Raw genomic sequence first — 16188 nt, 5'->3', positions numbered from 1 at the left:
GGGCGGCGGAGCCTAGCGGCCAAGCAGGCTGCGGATATCGTTGGCAAAGTTATCGATGTCCTCTTGGCGGATGCCAAAGTCTTCCGGCGAGAATCCGCCCCCTCCACCGTCACCGCCTGTGCCGCCAGTCGAGCGGCCCGGACTAGTAGCACCGTCGGTATTAGCGCCGCCGGTGCTATTTTGCGTGCCGGTGGAGTTAGCATCGGCCACGCCGGAGGAGGGGGATTGGGAGGCCCCGGCGCCGTCGGAGAGCTGCAGCGTAATTTCTGCCCCCTTCTTCTTTCCGTCCTTGCCGGTAATGGCGCGAACTACGCGGCCATAAGGCACATCGCCGCCGATGACGCGGGAAGTCTTGACCACATAGCCCTTAGCTTCCAAGGCCTGGCGCGCCTCGGCCTCGGACTTGCCACGCAGGCCATCTAGGGTCTTATCGGCCGTGGTGCCGTTATCGTATTTCTTATTGTAATTCGGCAGACCAGCCTTGGTTGCTATCGGCAGCTGGGAGGCCATGCTGAAGAAGGTCTGCGCCGGCTCCAGGCCGCCGTAGAGGTTGCCCCAACCCGCACACTGGCGCACCGGGCCAGTACACAGCGGGACGGTGGAGGTGCCGTCGTTATAAATATAAGGAGCGGCGGAAATGCCCTCATTGAATCCCAAGAAAGCAGAGGACTGGTTGGACTCGGTGGTGCCGGTCTTTGCCGCGATAGGGCTGGAATAGCCGGCCGCCTGGGCGGCATCTTTGGCCGTGCCCTGCTTGGCATCTTCGGACAAAGCATTGCTCATGGCGCGGGCCACGTCCTTATCCACCGCCTGCTCACAAGGGGTTTCTTTAAGGTAGACCTCGTTGCCTTCCTTATCGGTGATCTGGGCGATGGGGTTGGGTTCACACCATTTGCCATCCGAGGCCAGCGTGGCACCCACATTGGCTAGCTCCAGCGGGTTGACCTGGTCTGGGCCCAGGGTAAAGGAACCCGAATTGGCTTCCTTGGTGTGCTGGGCAATCGAGGTGTCCTTATCAAAGCTGCCCTTGTCATCGTAGGAGCGCAGGCCCAAGCGCACGGCCATATCAACGATGGGGGCTACGCCTACCTGCTCGGTGAGCTTGATAAATGGCGTATTGGGCGAGTGCGCCAGTGCTTCCTGCAGCGTCATGGTGGCCTTATAGGTGCCAGCGTTTTCCACGCAGTAGCGGTCCGCCGGGCAGCCGGCGGCGCCGCCGTGACCAAGGCCTTCCGCCTCGTAGCGGGTGGGCACATCCACGGTGTTTTTAATGCCATAGCCTGCCTCAAGCGCGGCCGCGGCGGTAAAGACCTTAAACACGGAGCCGGCGCCGTTGCCTACCAGGGAATAGGGCTGCGGCAGGATGGTTTCATTCTTGTCCAAGTCCAAGCCATAGTCACGGGAGGAGACCATGGCCAGCACCTTGCGATCCGATTTACCGGGTTTGATGACGTCCATGACTTCCGCCACGCCTGGGGCGTCCGGGTTGGTATGGCTTTGCACGGCCTGAAGGGCCTTATCCTGCACCGTTGGATCCAGTGTGGTTTTGATGGTGTAGCCACCGCGCGCCAGCTGTTCTTCGCTAATGCCCTTCTTATCCAGGTACTTCAGCACATAATCACAGTAGAAACCGCGGTCACCCGCGCCGATGCAGCCATTGGCTAGCGTTTGGGGCTTCTTGCCGACGCCCAGCTTTTCCCCCTTATACTTATCCGCTTCCTGCTGCTTGATATAGCCGTTATCCGCCATGGATTGCAGGACGAGATTGCGCCTTTCGGTTACTTCGCCGGCGTTGGTATAGGGGTTGAGGCGCTCAGAGGATTGGACCATGCCCGCCAGCATTGCTGCTTGTGGCACCGTGAGCTCAGAGGCGTGGGTGCCAAAATAGGTGCGGGCTGCGGCCTCGACGCCATAGGCATGGTTACCAAAAGACACCAGGTTGAGATAGTTGGTGAGGATGTCATCCTTATCTAACTCCTCATCCATCTTGGTAGCCATGCGCATCTCGCGCAGCTTGCGGGTTATGGATTGCTCGGTGGCCGCGGCACGCTCTTCATCGGTGGTAGCAGAAACCAACAGCAAGTAGTTCTTTACGTACTGCTGATCGATGGTAGAAGCACCCTGGGAGACACCACCCGAGGTCAGGTTGGTCCACAGTGCGCGGAAATTGCCCTGGAAGTCTACGCCTTCGTGATCATAAAAGCGCTCGTCCTCAATGGAAACGATGGCGTTTTTCATGGCTTTAGAAATCTTCTTGCCCTCCACTGGGTGGCGGCGCTGGCTGAAGACATAGGCCATGTCCTTGCCCTTGGCATCTTTAATGGTGGTGACGCCAGGGATATTTCCGGCCGTCAGATCTTGCAGGTCAGATTGCATGGTTTCGTTAGTACGGGCAATCGCTACCCCGGAAATGCCCGCGAAGGGGGCAAGGGCCAGGGCGATCAGCGCGCCTACCAAGACCGTAGACAGGGCTATCTTGGCCAAAGATTTGATGACAGTCACGCCCCATACACTACGTGGTCGCCCTCGGTGGGTGGAAGATCACTCGCACCCCCTAAAGTGTGACGTGTTAGACAATCTTCTACCTGGGTGAATAGACTTAGGCGCGTTACATAGTATTCCGTCTGGGAAGGAGCACACTCACCCATGACCGTTCGTGTGAAGACTGCTGGAATGTCTAATACAGCCCGAAATTCCGAGCGTGGCGAGTGGGTTACCCAGGCTAAATGCCGTAAGGGTGACCCGGATGCCCTCTTTGTGCGCGGTGCAGAACAGCGCAAGGCGGCGGTCATCTGCCGCCACTGCCCGGTGTTGACCGAATGCCGTGCCGATGCTTTGGATAACCGCGTCGAGTTTGGTGTTTGGGGCGGGCTGACCGAGCGTCAGCGCCGTGCATTGCTGCGCAAGAACCCTCACATCACGGATTGGGCGCACTACTTGGCTGAGGGCGGCGAGCTCGTCGGGATTTAAGAATTTTGACGGCGTGGGGCGTATTTAATAGTTAGAATGGGACCCATGACTAAATGGGAATACGCAACCGCACCTGTTCTTACCCACGCTACGAAGCAGATCCTCGATTCTTGGGGTGAAGACGGCTGGGAACTGGTTACCGTCACCCCTGGCCCGAACCCAGAAAACGTCGTGGCCTACTTCAAGCGCGAGGTGGCAGAGTAAATGGGCTTTCATGCTCGCTTGCAGGAGCTGGGGTACGAGCTACCGGGCGTCGCCAAGCCGCTAGCTTCCTATGTGCCGGCCGTACGCGTAGGGAATCAGGTCTGGACCTCCGGTCAGCTTCCCCTCGTGGAGGGAACCTTGCCGCTGACCGGCAAGGTTGGTGCCGAAATCACTACGGAACAAGCCCAAGAACAGGCCCGCATCGCGGCGCTCAATGCGCTCGCCGCCATCGATGCTGAGGTGGGTCTAGATAGTATCTCCCGCGTGCTAAAGATTGTGGGGTTCGTGGCTTCCGATCCGGGCTATGCAGATCAGCCAGCAGTCATCAATGGCGCCTCGGATTTCATTGGTGAAGTCTTTGGGGATGCCGGAACGCATGCTCGCTCCGCCGTTGGTGTGGCTGCGTTGCCTAAAAACGCGCCGGTAGAGATCGAACTAATCGTAGAAATTGCTGCTTGATCGGATAGGCTAGTAACTATGGAGCACCCTGCATATAGTCAATTGCGTCCCGTCAGCCAATCCGTTGGCGTAGTCCTTTGTGATAACCCCAGCTACACCGCCCTTGAGGGTACGAATACGTGGATTATTCGCGCCGCTGAAGACTCCCGGGCGATCGTCGTAGACCCGGGTCCAGAGGATGAAGGCCATCTCAACGTTGTGCACCGCAACGCAGGTGAGGTGGCATTGATTTTGATTACTCACCGCCACGATGATCACGCATCTGGCGCGCAGCGCCTGCGGCAGATGACCGGCGCCCCCATTCGCGCATTCGATCCGAGTTACTGCAACGGTGCTGAGGCGCTGCAGGATGGTGAGCATATCTCCCTCGATGGCATCACCCCTCGCCTCGAGGTTGTTCACACTCCTGGCCATACCGCGGACTCCACCTGCTTTTTTGTGTGGAGCGGTGAAGTAGGAAACTCCCGCCTCGAAGGCATTATTTCCGGTGACACCATCGCAGGCCGTCACACCGTTTTGCTTTCGGAGACGGACGGAAACTTGGCCGACTATCTGCACACCTTGGATACCCTAGAGGAGCGCGGTAAGGATATCGCGTTGTTCCCAGGGCACGGCCCAGATTTGGATGACACGTCCCAGGTAGCCCGCAAGTATATCGACCGCCGCCACTACCGCCTTGATCAGATTAAGGAGATCCGCGCCCGCTTGGGTGAGGATGTAGATCTGAATACCCTGGTCAACGAGATGTACGATGATGTGGATCCGGTACTGCGCCACGCTGCGGAGCAGTCCACTCGCACCGCGCTGAAGTATTTGGACGGCAAGACTAAATAAGCCGTATCTCCATATGTGCCCCTTTTTCCTCCTAGTAGGAAAAGGGGCTTAATTGTTTTAGCCCCTGCGCTGGTGCACCAGGGAAGTGGGGCTGGCCTCCACGTAATGCTGGGCAAGGGGGCGAAAACCAGCGAAACCCCCGCTTTAAGCGGGGGTGTGGCGAGCTCGCGCTTACTTAGCGAGCGCGGCGGGCGAGGTGCTCGGTATCGACAATGAGTACGGACTTGCCCTCGAGGCGGATCCAACCGCGGTGGGCAAAGGTGGCGAGCGCCTTGTTGACGGTCTCACGAGAGGCGCCGACCAGTTGGGCAATCTCTTCCTGGGTGAGATCGTGGTTTACGCGCAGGGCGCTGCCTTCCTGGACGCCGAAGCGATTGGCCAGCTGCAGCAAAGTCTTTGCCACGCGGCCGGGAACATCCGTGAAGATGAGGTCGGCCAAGTTGGCGTTGGTGCGACGCAGGCGGCGTGCCAAGACGCGTAGCAGCTGCTGTGCGATTTCGGGGTGGTCACCAACCCACTTCTTGAGCAGCTCGGAGTTCATGGTGGCCGCCTGAACTTCGGTCACGCATACTGCGGAAGAGGTGCGCGGGCCCGGGTCGAAGATGGACAGCTCGCCGAACATATCGGATGGGCCCATGACGGTCAGGAGGTTTTCGCGGCCGTCCGGGGCGTGGCGAGCGAGCTTAATCTTGCCCGAGGTGATGATGTACAAGCGGTCACCAGGTTCGCCCTCGTCGAAGATGGTGGTTCCGCGCGGATAGCGCACGGTCTCCATCTGCTCGATGAGGTGCTGCACTGCAACGGGATCAACGCCTTGGAAGATTCCGGCGCGGGAGAGGATGTCCTGTACGCCTTCCACGTTTTACTCCTTGGATGTCGACTACGAAAGTCCATAGATGCGCCTGCGCCACATCTGGGTGCGGTCTTTCATGCACTCGACAATGCGGAACAAGCGGGGTCACTGTGTAACGAGTTTCATCTTACAGTGTAATTGGTCACTTTTGGTACTTCAGTGAATTTTTGTCACACTATAGAAACTCTGATCGTGCTAGAGGCACAACCCCGGCCAGCGAGTTTGCGGCTTAGTCAGCGAAAACAACTGCCTCGAGCTTTTCCATCAGGAGGGCGAAAAGGGCGATCGCAAGCGGTACCAGAATCACAAGTGAAATCATGTTTTCCTAGTCTACTAAGCTTTATGCCATGACTTCAGCATTGTCAGCGGCCAGCGCGCCGGAGCTACGGGCACCGGAGATAAATAGGCGTTTGGCACAGGAGTATCCAGATGCGCGTTGTGCCTTGGATTATGACTCCCCGCTGCAGCTTTTGATAGCCACGGTGCTTTCTGCCCAGTGCACGGATGAGCGCGTGAACTCGGTGACCCCTGAACTCTTTTACCGCTACCCCGAGGCCGCAGATTATGCAGCAGCGCAGCGGTCGGAACTGGAGCGCATCCTGCGCCCGTTGGGTTTTCAACGAGCTAAGGCGGGACACCTTTTAGGCATAGGGGAGAAGCTGGTGGCAGATTATGCAGGCGAGGTTCCCCGCACGGTTAAAGAGCTCACCAGCCTGCCCGGCGTGGGGCGTAAGACCGCGCTGGTGGTGCTTGGGAATGCCTTTGGGATTCCGGGGCTGACGGTGGATACGCACTTCGGCCGCCTCATGCAGCGGCTCGGGCTCACAGGGGAGACGACGCCGCTAAAGATTGAGCGGGACATCGCCAAGCTCCTGCCAGAAGAAGAGTGGACAATGTTTTCTCACCGCGTCATCTTTCATGGGCGCCAGGTATGCCATGCGCGCACGCCGGAGTGCGGTGCATGCGTGCTGCGGGATATGTGTCCAGCGGCTAGTGGGCGCTAGGCTTAAGGCATGAAGAACTACGTCCTTGGCACGGTGATTGCCGCGATCCTCATTGCCGTTATCGCCGTAGTGGGGGTCTCGCAATTGCGGGGTGGGGACGAAGCCGAGGAGGCGTTGCCAACCGAGGCTGCTCCGCAAGAAGTTCCGCAGCGTCCAGACTGTCCAGCCGGCACCGTAGCTGGGGTAGAGCTGGATTGCTTGGGCGGTAAGGCCACCGGAAAGCGTGCCGATGAAGGTGTGAGCGTGGTCAACGTGTGGGCGTGGTGGTGTGAGCCGTGCCGCGCGGAGCTTCCCTATCTGCAAAAGGTGGCGGAGACGCACCCAGACTGGCAGGTCGTGGGTGTGCACGCGGATAAGAACGCGGGAAACGGTGCAGCTTTCTTGAATGACGTGGGAGTGGATCTGCCGAGCTTCCAGGATGCGGATAATAAATTTGCCGGTCAGTTGAGCCTGCCAGGCGTAGTTCCGGTGACAGTGGTGCTCAAGGACGGCGAAGTGCGCAAGCAATTTGCGCAGCCCTTTAGCTCCGCAGCGGAGATTGAACGGGCCGTGAAAGAGGCGATTGCGGCATGAGCCAACTTCGTCCCGAGTGCACACCAGAATGGCTCAAGCCAGCGTTGGGGGTAGATCCGAGCCAGGTGCAAGAGCTCATAGGCAACCGGCAGGCTTCGTCCCTCAATGGCACTACTGCGCAGGTGCCGGTCAAACGGGAGGCGGCTGTGCTTATGCTACTTAGCGGCGAAAGCGCGGAGGAGGGCAGCATTTTGCTCACACACCGCTCGCCGTCCATGCGTTCTCACTCCGGACAAATTGCTTTCCCGGGCGGCCGCCGAGATCCCGGTGATACCTCGCTAGTGGATACTGCGCTGCGGGAAGCCTGGGAAGAAACGGACCTGCAGCGTAATTCCGTGACCCCATTAGAGCAGTGGAGCCAACTGCATATCCGTGCCACCGGCAATCCCGTGAGCCCGATCCTGGCGCATTGGAACCAGCCGGGGGAGGTCTATCCCGCCAGCCCTGATGAAACCGATGATGTCTTTCTCGTTCCCATCCGGGAATTGGTCGATCCACGCAATCGCTTCGTGGTGGGCTTTAGAAAATGGCAAGGACCAGCATTTCATGCCAATGGCTATGTCATCTGGGGGTTTACCGCCGGCGTGCTTTCGGCTCTCTTGCAGCACTCTGGGTGGAGCGTTCCTTGGGATAATAATTCAGTCATGGACCTGCGTGACTCCCTCAAAAACTCCCGCAATAATGAGAAGATGTCCTAACCGCTTGTGCCGCGGTATGTGTACGTCTTAACCCCCAATAGAAAGAATCCATAGCCATGACTCCTGCGCTTATCGTTGACGGCCTGATTGTGGTCGCCGTCCTGTTGGCGCTACTTAGTGGGTGGCGCAATGGTGCCCTCGCGGCAGTTTTGGCCTCCATCGGAGTGGGTGCTGGGGTAGTGCTGGGCATTGCCGTGGCACCTGCCGCATTGCGCCTGGTGGATCAGCCCTCGTTGCGCTTGCTGCTCTTGGTAGGAATTTTGGTGCTATTCGTGGGCATCGGGCAGCTCATCGGCTCCTCTCTGGGCGGCAGCGTGCGCGACCGCATGAAGGCGCGCAAGACACAGCGCCTCGATTCTGCGGTGGGTGCGGTATTCCAAGCCTTTGCCGCCTTGGTGGTTATTTGGCTGATTTCTATCCCTGTGGCCACCAACTTGGGTGGTGCGGCCGGTCAGGGCCTGCGCGATTCGCGTATCTTGGGCAACCTCAACTCGGCCGCGCCGGCGCGGGTAGCGGCGCTGCCCAATGGCGTGGCGGCAATGCTTAATGAGTCCGGCCTGCCGCCGTTGGTTTCGCCCTGGCAAAACTCCATTAGCAATGAGGAAGTAAAAGAGCCGGACCCAGACGTGCAGGATCCGGAGCTGGTGCGCCGCATGCGGCCCTCCATCATTCACGTGCTTGGCGACGCCGAAGAGTGCTCCCGCCGCCTCATGGGTTCCGGCTTCGTGGTAGCCGATGACTACGTGATCACCAATGCCCACGTGGTGGCCGGCACGCAGACCGTGCGCCTTGATACCAAGCTGGGGCTTAAGGATGCGACCGTGGTCTATTACAACCCGGACGTGGACGTGGCGGTGTTGCATTCGCGCGACCTCGGCATCGATCCGCTGCCGTGGGCCCAGACCCCGGCCCAGACGGGCGATGATGCGATGGTCATGGGCTTCCCGCATTCCGGGCCTTTCGACGCCGAGATGGCACGTGTGCGCGATCGCATCACCATTTCCGGTCCGGATATTTACTCCCACGGGCATGTGGAGCGCGATTCCTACACCGTTCGCGGCAATATCCAGCAAGGAAATTCCGGCGGCCCACTGGTCAATACGGCTGGCGAGGTCCTAGGCGTGGTCTTTGGCGCCTCGGTGGATGACTCTGAGACGGGCTATGCGCTCACCGCTGATGAAGTCAACAGTCAGATCGGGGACGTCGCGCAGCTTACCCACCCGGTCGATACCGGTGAGTGCGTGGCCCATTAGCTATTTTCTTGGAGCCACGCCACCAGCGTAGAGACGAACTCCGCTGGTGCTTCCACGTGCGGTAGGTTCTTCGCACCGGGCACGGTCGTGGCGGTAAAACCGTGGCGGGCGCGCAAGGCGGCGCGACGGACCACGGGGTTCCACAGCCGTTGTTGGGCGTGGATGAAAAGGACGGGTCGTTCCACTGTCAGTTCCACCCAGTTCAGGGGGACAACGGCGGTGCGCATACGGTGGTTCCACAAGATTCCGCGCCGAACGCTGCCGATCCGGGAGGCGCGTAGGCGTAGATCGAGGATGCGGTCAAAGGTGGCTCCGTTAAGCGAAGGCCCCGTATCCAGCTCCAACTCCTTGCGGTAGGCGCGCGGGCTAAGTAGCAGGTTCTGGGCGCGGGTAACGCGGGGTAGGCGGCACAGCAGCGAGCGCAGGTTAATCCACCCAAAATCCCACGGCCGGGCGGCAATCGCTCGGCGCAGATCCACCGGGTGGGCGGCGGAGATGGAAGCCAAGCCGCGCACCCGCTCGGGGCGCTCAGCGGCTAAGCACCAAGCCACCGCGCCGCCGGTATCGGCACCGACCACAAAGGCATCGTCGTGGCCCAAGGCTTGGATGAGCCCGCTGATATCGCCCACCAAGGTACGAATATCTTGCCCCGCATCAATAGGTGGCTTATCGGACATGCCAAAGCCGCGCATATCTACCGCCGCGACGTGGAAACCGCGCTGCGCAAGCGGCGCAATGACGTCTTGGTAGTCGAACCACCCACCAAAGGCGCTGTGGATGAGTACCACTAGTGGCTGCGTGCTCTCTCCCGCCGTGGCCACGTGCAGGCGGATGCCGCGGGTATGGACGAAGTCATGCGCATAAGGTCCCTCCAGCTCCACCGTTGAGGGAGGCAGGGGTGCAAAGGCCATGGTGCCGCCTTTCTATAGTTGGGGCAGAAACGGTAGAGGATAGGGGAAAGTACACAAAATCCGCCCCAGGCTAGCTAGGGCGGATAGAGGGGAGCACGACTGCGTGGCGTGCTGCGTGTGCGTGGCGCCTGCCGGTTTAGGTGTAGAGGCCGTGGGTGGTCTTTCGGTCCAGAGACTTTTGTGCCTTGCCCGGAACCAGGTTCTTGAGCTCCTTGGTGGAGTCAATGGTCTTTTGCGGCGCCTTCACCTGCTTGACGTTCTTCAGACCAACAAAGGCCAAGATGCCGGCGAGGACGATCATGATCAAGAAGACGATCAGGAACGCTGCCCAACGGTCCAGCCAGATGGCGAGGAGCTCTGCCAAGAAGAAGAAAAAGAAGAAAGAGCTATACAGCGCGATGGTGCCAGCGCCGCCGAAGAGACCAGCACCAATTCCACCCTTCTTTGCGGACTCTGCCAGTTCGGTCTTAGCCAGCTCCACCTCGGAGCGTACGAGCTGGGACATCTGCTCGGTGGCGTTGGAGACCAGCTGGCCTACCGAGGTCTCGGACGAGGACGTATCCACGTCACTCAATGGGATCGAGTTCACCTTCGGTGCAAATTGATCAGTACCGTCGGTATACAGTCCATCGTTGCTCACGATTAATTCTCCTCGCGTTTATCTAAACCTTGTAATGTCCCTAATAATAATGGAATCACTATTTCTCCCATGGTGCCACGCATACGTAGGGACTTCCACGGCTATCCTAATGTATATGTCAGAAATTGACGCGTTATCCCCGCTGTTTCGCCTGCCGGGGGTGAAAGAAAGTGCAGAAAAAGCCGCCGCTGCCATTGCCCGTGCACACCGCCGACCTGCAGGATTGCGAAAGTTTGAGGTCATTTCCGCCGAGTCCCTTATTCGCGGCGCCCGTTCTAGCGTGGCGCTTGATGGTTACGCCATCCCCCCACATCCGGGCCCAGAGAATGTGGAAGAAGGGCCGTTGGCCAGCGCCGTAAGCGCCTACTCTGTGGCCGCGCCGGAGCTCTTGGACACCACGGTGCGCTCCTTTGCCCGCGCGCCGTTGCAGGTTTTAGCGCGCATTGACGTCGCGGCCGGTGGCACCGGTATCCCAGCCGGTGAAAGCGCACGACTGCAAGGGCTGGGCCGGCTTATCGCGCAGGGTAATGGTCCCGCCTTTGATCGCCTTCTACCGAGCGTGGTCCATGCCGAGATCGCCGCAGGGCAGTTTTTCGGCCCTCGCAGCGGCCTCGTCGCTCGCGTTGCTTCCCGCCTTGCCGCTGTGCATACGGGTTTTGACCCGCGCGGTTTCGCCGTGCCCGAGGTTTACTACACCCGCCACCGCGCTGAGTATGCCGATGCGGTGGATAATTACCGCACCGCGCTTGCCGACGCCCTCCTTACCCACCTCGCTGCCTGGGCAACCGGTGGTGCAGAGGCCGACGCGATTGCGCGAGCCGCTTAAGAGGTATGCCGTGGCCCGCGCTTGGGGAAGCTGGGGCGGTCAGGGTGCTGGGCAAGCCACAGCCCGGCGCCGATAGCCGCCACGGTCCCCGCCAGCACGGAGGCGCCGATTCCGATTTCTTTAGCGGATGGCGCAGGCAGGAGCGGCACTGGGTCCTTAAAGGATCGAATATCCCACTCATGGCTGATGGCGTGGCGCTTTAATTGCTTGTCCGGGTTGACCGCGACGGGGTGGCCAACCTTCTCCAGCATCGGGATATCCGTAGCGGAATCCGAATAGGCATAGCTGGCATTAAGATCAATGTTTGCTGCAGCGGCAGTGCGCTCTAGTGCTTCCGCCTTATGCGGGCCCTTGCAATAGAAGAGCACCTCGCCGGTAAAGCGTCCGTCTTTTTCTGCCAATTCGGTGGCGATGACGTGCTCGACGCCGAGCTCCTCCGCGATGATGTCTACCAGCACGGCAGCGGAGGCAGAGACAATGACCACGTGGTCGCCTGCGGCGCGGTGGGCACGGATAAGTTCCCGGGCCTCGGCATAGATGGAGGGAGTGACCACGTGGTGCATGGTGTCTCGGGCGATGGAGCGCACTTCCTCCACGGACCACCCCGTGACCATCGTGGTGAGCTGATCGCGGCTAGCGTCCATGCCTTCGCTGGAGAGGCCGGAAAACATATAGCTGGCTTTCGCCAGGGAGAGCTGCAGTGCTTCGGCCGGGGAGATGAGCCCGTTGTGCAAAAACTCGCGGCCAAAGGCATAGGCCGAGGAGGTGGCGATGATGGTTTTATCGAGATCGAAAAACGCCGCGGTGCGTGCGTGTTCGCCGCCGGCGCGACTCGTGCTAGCGGGGCGGGGAGGAAAGGATTCGCGGGAATTCGTCATGGTGTGCTGCCGAGTGTAGCCGCCCTTCGCGCTTAGTGGTGTTGAAGTGGCTGCAGTTAATGGTGGTTGGCGTGTCAATAAAGTGGGATTGGCAGCCCATGCGGGGGATAAAGTAGTGAACACGCATTCGGTGCAGGTCAGCGCCATGGCCGTTGAAAAACTGCTGTTAGCTGTTGTGGTTGGGTGGCGAACATGTCATAATAATGCGTGCAAGGCCCCGATATACTGTGCGGCCTGCCCCGGCTCACCCCCCGAGGCCGGGTTACTGACGGCCCGTGCGCACACCCCCCGATGCACGGGCCGTCACCTATATCTAGCGCCATGTGATACGAGGTTATCCACAGGTTTTTAGTTGAAGTGGCAACCAAATCAGGACCACACGGTGACTTATCGCGGGTTATCCACAGTGCCACCGGAGAGCCCTCGCTGCGGTTGCACGGATGCTTCAGGCTATGAGGCATGAACGCATTACATCCTGATTCCGCTGCCATCGTCGTTGCCGTCGGTGACGAAGCACTGCGCGCCGAGGCTATCCATGCCGCGGCTGCTACCAGCCACGATGTGCTTACCGTAACCGATCCCCGCGACGTCCCGCGCAGTCTGCCAGGCGCCTTTGCGGTCCTGGTTGATTCCCTCATGGCCCGCGTGGTGGCGGCAGCGCAACGCCCCTACACCGCGCCTGTGCCAGTACTATTCCTTGCCGCGGACCCTGGACCGATTGACTATGAAGCGGCATTAGCCTGTCACGCGGAGAGCGCCTTTATCATTCCCGCCCAGGTTAAGGAGCTGCTCGCGGGCATTGCGGCCGCGGGCACCCCGCAGGACACGCGACCGGGTAGCGCCACCATCGCCGTGGTTGGGGCGAGCGGCGGGGTGGGGGCTTCTACCTTCGCGGCCGCCTTGGCCCGCACCCAGTGCGCTGCGGATGGACGCGCCCTGCTTATCGACGCCCACGCATACTCCGGTGGCCTCGACCTCCTGCTTGGCGTAGAGGCGGAAGCGGGGGCGCGCTGGCCGGAGCTTACCGTGGGCGATGGCAGTATCGATGCCGCCGATCTCTACCGCGCGCTGCCCACTACGCCGGATGGGGTAGCGGTGCTCTCGACCGCGCGCAGTACCGTCGCGGATCCCTTCCGCCTGGAAAAGGACCTGCTCGCGCGAGTAGTGGGCGCGGCCCACGCGGGCGAAGGGCTATGCGTGGTGGATTGCACCCCGGAGACCGTTCCGGATGCGTGTACCCACGTGGTTATAGTGGTGGCCGCAGAAGTGCGCTCGGCTGCATCGGCCGCGCAACTTATTGCGCGCTTCGGGGCTGCGCGGCGCAGCTGTGTGGTGGTGCTGCGGCAACGCCAGTGGGCATCGTTAAGCGCGGCGGAAGTAGAAAGCATCATCCACAGCACGGTATTGGCAGAACTGCCAACCGCCCGGGGCCTTACGCGCGCGGTGGAAATCGGCGGCCTCCCGCAGCGCCTCCCGGCACCCTTGCGCAAGGCTGCACACGCGGTCCTCGAGGAGGTAGGCGCGTGAGTGAGCAGAAAGTAGCACAGGAAACGCTGGAAAAGATGCAGCGTATCATCGCCGCCGAGCCCGACTTGGTGCATGATGCGGCAGCCCTGGCTCGGCGCATCCGCGCAGAAGCCGGCGTGATTAGTGACGTCGCGGTACTCGACCTACTACGCCGCCTGCGCCAGGACGCCACCGGAATGGGCCCGCTTGATGCATTGCTGGGGCGAGAGGGGGTTACCGATGTCGTTGTTAACGGGCCGCATGCGGTATTCATGGACCGCGGCGAGGGTCTCGAACGCACTGACATCACCTTCCGCGATGATGGCGAAGTCCGCCAACTGGCCAGCCGACTGGCGGCAGCCTCCGGCACGCGCCTCGATGATGCTCAACCTTATGCCGATGGCCGCGTTAGCCGCCCTGATGGCGTCGTCCTGCGCGTCCATGCCTTGCTGAGCCCGCCTGCGGTGGCCGGAACCTGCCTGAGCCTGCGCGTACTGCGCCAAGCCCAGACCACCCTGCCCCAACTAGTAGACAACGGCACGGTGCCAGAAGATATCGCTACGCTGCTGCGCGCTGTGGTGGACAAGCGAGTCTCATTCCTGGTTATAGGTGGAACCGGCTCCGGCAAAACCACCTTGCTATCCGCACTTTTGGGAACCGTCTCCGAGCGCGAACGCATCCTCGTCATCGAAGACACCGCCGAGCTCTCCCCGCACCACCCACACTGCGTTAGCGTGGTCTCGCGCCGGGCCAACGCGGAGGGAAGCGGCGAGGTCACGATGTCACAATTGCTCCGACAAGCGCTGCGCATGCGCCCAGACCGCATCGTGGTAGGCGAGATCCGCGGCCGCGAGGTGGTCGATCTCCTCGCCGCCCTCAACACCGGACACGACGGCGGCGCCGGTACGCTCCATGCCAATTCGCTCTTTGAAGTCCCCGCCCGCATGGAGGCCCTCGCCGCCCTTGGCGGCCTGGACCGCGTGGCACTGCACTCACAACTGGCAGCGGCCGTACACATGGTGCTGACCATGGAACGCACCCCGCAGGGCCGCCGCCTTGCCCATATTGGCGTGCTCGAGGGAAACCCGGTTACCCCGCGCATCATCTGGAGTGCCGAAGACGGGCCGGCGGATGGCTTTGCGGAATTTTCCGCACAACTTCTGGGCGAGCGCGCCGGGAAGGCCAGCCATGCTTAGTTTCCTCCTGCTCGCCGCCGCGCTGCTCCTGCCCGCGCCCTCTATCGCCGGCCGCCTAGCTTCCGCAACGCGCCAGACACGAGCTAGCTCCGTGGTCATCCTGGGGGCGGTATTTTGCGGCAGCCTGGTCTTTTACTCAGTGGGTCGCATCAGCGTCGCTATCGCCGCCGCCATAATCGCCTGGTGCGTGTCCTGGTACACCAAAGACCTCGTGGCCGCGCGTACGCAGCGGCGCGGCCGCGAAGGGCTGGCCGCCTATTTGGGAGTGGTCACCGCGGACCTGCGGGCAGGGGCGACCCTGGCTGGGGCACTTGCCCGCGGGGTGGAGGCCCTGCCGGGAACTACCCCGCGGGAGGTATCCGCCGCACTGGAAGCAACGGCCGCCCTCGCTGCGCGTGGCGCGCCGCCCCACATGGCGCTCACGGATGCGGAGGATACAAAGGCCCTGCCGGAGCTTTCCCGCTTAGGCCACCTGCTGGAGCTTTCCACTTACCACGGTATTGCGGTGGCCAGCTTGCTCGACCAAGCCCAAAGCCGCCTCGATGCTTCTCGACGCCACCAGCAATCCACCTCCGCTAGTCTGCAAGGCCCCCAAGCGACCGCCACGGTGCTCGCGTGCTTGCCAATAGCCGGCATCGCCATGGGCGGGGCCATGGGCGCTAACTCGCTCGGCTTTCTTTTCGGCGGCGGGCTGGGCGGTGTCCTTCTCGTGGTAGGCGTGGCGCTGGCCTGCGGCGGCTTCGCTTGGTCGCGCGTCATTATTCGGAAGGCGGCTGCATGACCCCGCTCATCTTTGTGGCCTTGGCCGCCCTCGTTGGCCTCCCACCGCACACTGGCCGGCTGGCAGTTACCAGTGCGACTGAGACCACCGCCAAGACCCCGCGCGATGGCCCGAAAGCGCGTGGGGGACTGATAAGCAAGCTCAAGCCCGCAGCACCGCTGGACCCGCTGATAGTAGCTGGCGACGTCGAACTCTTCGCAGCGTGCCTGGCCGCAGGGCTGTCCGTGCACGGAGCCGCCACCGCGGTCGCTCGCACCGCGGACGCTCAGACGCAGGACCTGTGGGAGACCGTCTCCGCGCTGCTAGGCGTTGGAGTTTCCACGCAGTCCGCGTGGGGCCATATGAAGGGCCAGGTGGGGCTGGAGGACTTAGCACAGCTTGTCATCATGTCGGGCCAATCCGGCGCCACCATTGCGGCCGGATGTCATCGAATCTGTACTTCTTTTCGCGCGGAAGCATCCGCCCACGCCACAGCACAGGCGGAGCGCGCAGGAGTATTCATTGCCCTCCCGCTGGCGGTGTGCTTCCTGCCGGCATTCATCGTTCTAGGCCTTGCGCCCGTAGTAATCAGCCTGGGCGCGCAACTTCTCTAAACCTCACTT

General features: G+C 61.2%; 18 protein-coding genes. 13 read left to right on the top strand and 5 right to left on the bottom strand.

The features are described 5' to 3' along the window. Positions 1-12: 12 nt before the first annotated feature. A complete protein-coding gene (locus WMQ00_RS04395) occupies positions 13-2502 on the bottom strand; it encodes a transglycosylase domain-containing protein (RefSeq protein WP_340440701.1) in 2490 nt (829 codons plus the stop codon). 144 nt (positions 2503-2646) lie between these two features. Between WMQ00_RS04395 and WMQ00_RS04390 the strand changes: the two genes are divergently transcribed. Genes WMQ00_RS04390 through WMQ00_RS04375 form a run of 4 tightly spaced genes read left to right on the top strand, consistent with a single transcriptional unit; the run spans position 2647 to position 4467 of the window. Next, positions 2647-2970 (top strand): WhiB family transcriptional regulator, encoded by a 324-nt coding sequence (locus WMQ00_RS04390; RefSeq protein WP_340440700.1) that lies wholly within the window; start codon positions 2647-2649, stop codon positions 2968-2970. A 45-nt stretch (positions 2971-3015) separates the two neighbouring features. Beyond that, positions 3016-3174, top strand: a complete 159-nt coding sequence (locus WMQ00_RS04385) for a DUF4177 domain-containing protein (RefSeq protein ID WP_005323131.1) — start codon at positions 3016-3018, stop codon at positions 3172-3174. Beyond that, on the top strand, positions 3175-3633 hold the full coding sequence (locus tag WMQ00_RS04380; protein ID WP_301715845.1) for a RidA family protein: 459 nt from the start codon (positions 3175-3177) through the stop codon (positions 3631-3633). It abuts the gene before it with no gap. Between the two features lie 18 nt (positions 3634-3651). After that, complete coding sequence (locus WMQ00_RS04375) at positions 3652-4467, top strand: MBL fold metallo-hydrolase (RefSeq protein ID WP_023020410.1); 816 nt, start codon at positions 3652-3654, stop codon at positions 4465-4467. A gap of 175 nt (positions 4468-4642) precedes the next feature. Here the strand turns inward: WMQ00_RS04375 and glxR are convergent, their stop codons facing one another. Further along, positions 4643-5326, bottom strand: a complete 684-nt coding sequence (glxR, locus tag WMQ00_RS04370; protein WP_005323128.1) for a CRP-like cAMP-activated global transcriptional regulator GlxR — start codon at positions 5324-5326, stop codon at positions 4643-4645. A gap of 341 nt (positions 5327-5667) precedes the next feature. Between glxR and nth the strand changes: the two genes are divergently transcribed. From nth to WMQ00_RS04350, 4 genes are read left to right on the top strand one after another with little or no spacing between them, the layout of a single operon-like run. Continuing rightward, entirely contained in the window at positions 5668-6324 is a 657-nt protein-coding gene (nth, locus tag WMQ00_RS04365; protein WP_340440699.1) for an endonuclease III, read from the top strand. Positions 6325-6333: 9 nt separating this feature from the next. After that, entirely contained in the window at positions 6334-6897 is a 564-nt protein-coding gene (locus WMQ00_RS04360) for a TlpA family protein disulfide reductase (protein ID WP_340440698.1), read from the top strand. Beyond that, positions 6894-7595 carry an NUDIX hydrolase gene (locus WMQ00_RS04355; RefSeq protein ID WP_023020414.1) on the top strand — a complete coding sequence of 234 codons (702 nt, stop codon included), beginning with the start codon at positions 6894-6896 and terminating at the stop codon, positions 7593-7595. Before WMQ00_RS04360 ends, WMQ00_RS04355 begins: the two co-directional genes overlap by 4 nt. A 56-nt stretch (positions 7596-7651) precedes the next feature. Further along, positions 7652-8848: a MarP family serine protease gene (locus WMQ00_RS04350; protein WP_284835636.1), complete on the top strand. Its 1197-nt coding sequence runs from the start codon at positions 7652-7654 to the stop codon at positions 8846-8848. Here the strand turns inward: WMQ00_RS04350 and WMQ00_RS04345 are convergent. Together WMQ00_RS04345 and WMQ00_RS04340 are read right to left on the bottom strand one after the other, a co-directional pair. Further along, positions 8845-9759, bottom strand: coding sequence for an alpha/beta fold hydrolase (locus WMQ00_RS04345; protein ID WP_340440697.1), 915 nt, complete (start codon positions 9757-9759; stop codon positions 8845-8847). The genes WMQ00_RS04350 and WMQ00_RS04345 overlap by 4 nt on opposite strands. A gap of 136 nt (positions 9760-9895) precedes the next feature. After that, complete coding sequence (locus WMQ00_RS04340; protein ID WP_023020417.1) at positions 9896-10399, bottom strand: phage holin family protein; 504 nt, start codon at positions 10397-10399, stop codon at positions 9896-9898. Positions 10400-10508: 109 nt separating this feature from the next. Between WMQ00_RS04340 and WMQ00_RS04335 the strand changes: the two genes are divergently transcribed. Continuing rightward, the gene (locus tag WMQ00_RS04335; protein WP_340440696.1) at positions 10509-11225 is read left to right on the top strand and encodes an oxidoreductase; all 717 of its coding nucleotides are present in this window, start codon (positions 10509-10511) and stop codon (positions 11223-11225) included. Here WMQ00_RS04335 and WMQ00_RS04330 read toward each other — a convergent pair. Continuing rightward, on the bottom strand, positions 11222-12103 hold the full coding sequence (locus WMQ00_RS04330) for an HAD family hydrolase (protein WP_248099242.1): 882 nt from the start codon (positions 12101-12103) through the stop codon (positions 11222-11224). The two genes, WMQ00_RS04335 and WMQ00_RS04330, sit on opposite strands and share 4 nt — an antisense overlap. 459 nt (positions 12104-12562) lie before the next feature. On the opposite strand from WMQ00_RS04330, the gene ssd reads away from it, so the two are divergent. The 4 genes from ssd to WMQ00_RS04310 are packed head-to-tail and all read left to right on the top strand — an operon-like array spanning position 12563 to position 16179. Then, on the top strand, positions 12563-13630 hold the full coding sequence (gene ssd, locus WMQ00_RS04325; protein ID WP_239207849.1) for a septum site-determining protein Ssd: 1068 nt from the start codon (positions 12563-12565) through the stop codon (positions 13628-13630). Then, complete coding sequence (locus WMQ00_RS04320; RefSeq protein WP_248099240.1) at positions 13627-14805, top strand: TadA family conjugal transfer-associated ATPase; 1179 nt, start codon at positions 13627-13629, stop codon at positions 14803-14805. The genes ssd and WMQ00_RS04320 overlap by 4 nt, the downstream gene beginning before the upstream one ends. Then, complete coding sequence (locus WMQ00_RS04315) at positions 14798-15586, top strand: type II secretion system F family protein (protein ID WP_200288348.1); 789 nt, start codon at positions 14798-14800, stop codon at positions 15584-15586. Before WMQ00_RS04320 ends, WMQ00_RS04315 begins: the two co-directional genes overlap by 8 nt. Further along, positions 15583-16179, top strand: a complete 597-nt coding sequence (locus WMQ00_RS04310) for a type II secretion system F family protein (protein ID WP_248099238.1) — start codon at positions 15583-15585, stop codon at positions 16177-16179. Before WMQ00_RS04315 ends, WMQ00_RS04310 begins: the two co-directional genes overlap by 4 nt. Positions 16180-16188 lie beyond the last annotated feature (9 nt).

The sequence above is a fragment of the Corynebacterium sp. KPL2825 genome (assembly GCF_037908445.1).
Classification (GTDB): domain Bacteria; phylum Actinomycetota; class Actinomycetes; order Mycobacteriales; family Mycobacteriaceae; genus Corynebacterium; species Corynebacterium kefirresidentii.
The sequence above is the reverse complement of the archived record's forward strand: the minus strand, read 5'-3'. Positions and strand labels throughout refer to the sequence as shown.

What these genes read in the sequence shown, in the direction of transcription:
- WMQ00_RS04360 (WP_340440698.1), top strand. Translation starts at nt 6,334, where the DNA reads ATGAAGAACTACGTCCTTGGCACGGTGATTGCCGCGATCCTCATTGCC.
- WMQ00_RS04345 (WP_340440697.1), bottom strand. Translation starts at nt 9,759, where the DNA reads ATGGCCTTTGCACCCCTGCCTCCCTCAACGGTGGAGCTGGAGGGACCT.
- WMQ00_RS04310 (WP_248099238.1), top strand. Translation starts at nt 15,583, where the DNA reads ATGACCCCGCTCATCTTTGTGGCCTTGGCCGCCCTCGTTGGCCTCCCA.
- ssd (WP_239207849.1), top strand. Translation starts at nt 12,563, where the DNA reads ATGAACGCATTACATCCTGATTCCGCTGCCATCGTCGTTGCCGTCGGT.
- WMQ00_RS04350 (WP_284835636.1), top strand. Translation starts at nt 7,652, where the DNA reads ATGACTCCTGCGCTTATCGTTGACGGCCTGATTGTGGTCGCCGTCCTG.
- WMQ00_RS04375 (WP_023020410.1), top strand. Translation starts at nt 3,652, where the DNA reads ATGGAGCACCCTGCATATAGTCAATTGCGTCCCGTCAGCCAATCCGTT.
- WMQ00_RS04330 (WP_248099242.1), bottom strand. Translation starts at nt 12,103, where the DNA reads ATGACGAATTCCCGCGAATCCTTTCCTCCCCGCCCCGCTAGCACGAGT.
- nth (WP_340440699.1), top strand. Translation starts at nt 5,668, where the DNA reads ATGACTTCAGCATTGTCAGCGGCCAGCGCGCCGGAGCTACGGGCACCG.
- WMQ00_RS04390 (WP_340440700.1), top strand. Translation starts at nt 2,647, where the DNA reads ATGACCGTTCGTGTGAAGACTGCTGGAATGTCTAATACAGCCCGAAAT.
- WMQ00_RS04385 (WP_005323131.1), top strand. Translation starts at nt 3,016, where the DNA reads ATGACTAAATGGGAATACGCAACCGCACCTGTTCTTACCCACGCTACG.
- WMQ00_RS04335 (WP_340440696.1), top strand. Translation starts at nt 10,509, where the DNA reads ATGTATATGTCAGAAATTGACGCGTTATCCCCGCTGTTTCGCCTGCCG.
- WMQ00_RS04355 (WP_023020414.1), top strand. Translation starts at nt 6,894, where the DNA reads ATGAGCCAACTTCGTCCCGAGTGCACACCAGAATGGCTCAAGCCAGCG.
- WMQ00_RS04315 (WP_200288348.1), top strand. Translation starts at nt 14,798, where the DNA reads ATGCTTAGTTTCCTCCTGCTCGCCGCCGCGCTGCTCCTGCCCGCGCCC.
- WMQ00_RS04380 (WP_301715845.1), top strand. Translation starts at nt 3,175, where the DNA reads ATGGGCTTTCATGCTCGCTTGCAGGAGCTGGGGTACGAGCTACCGGGC.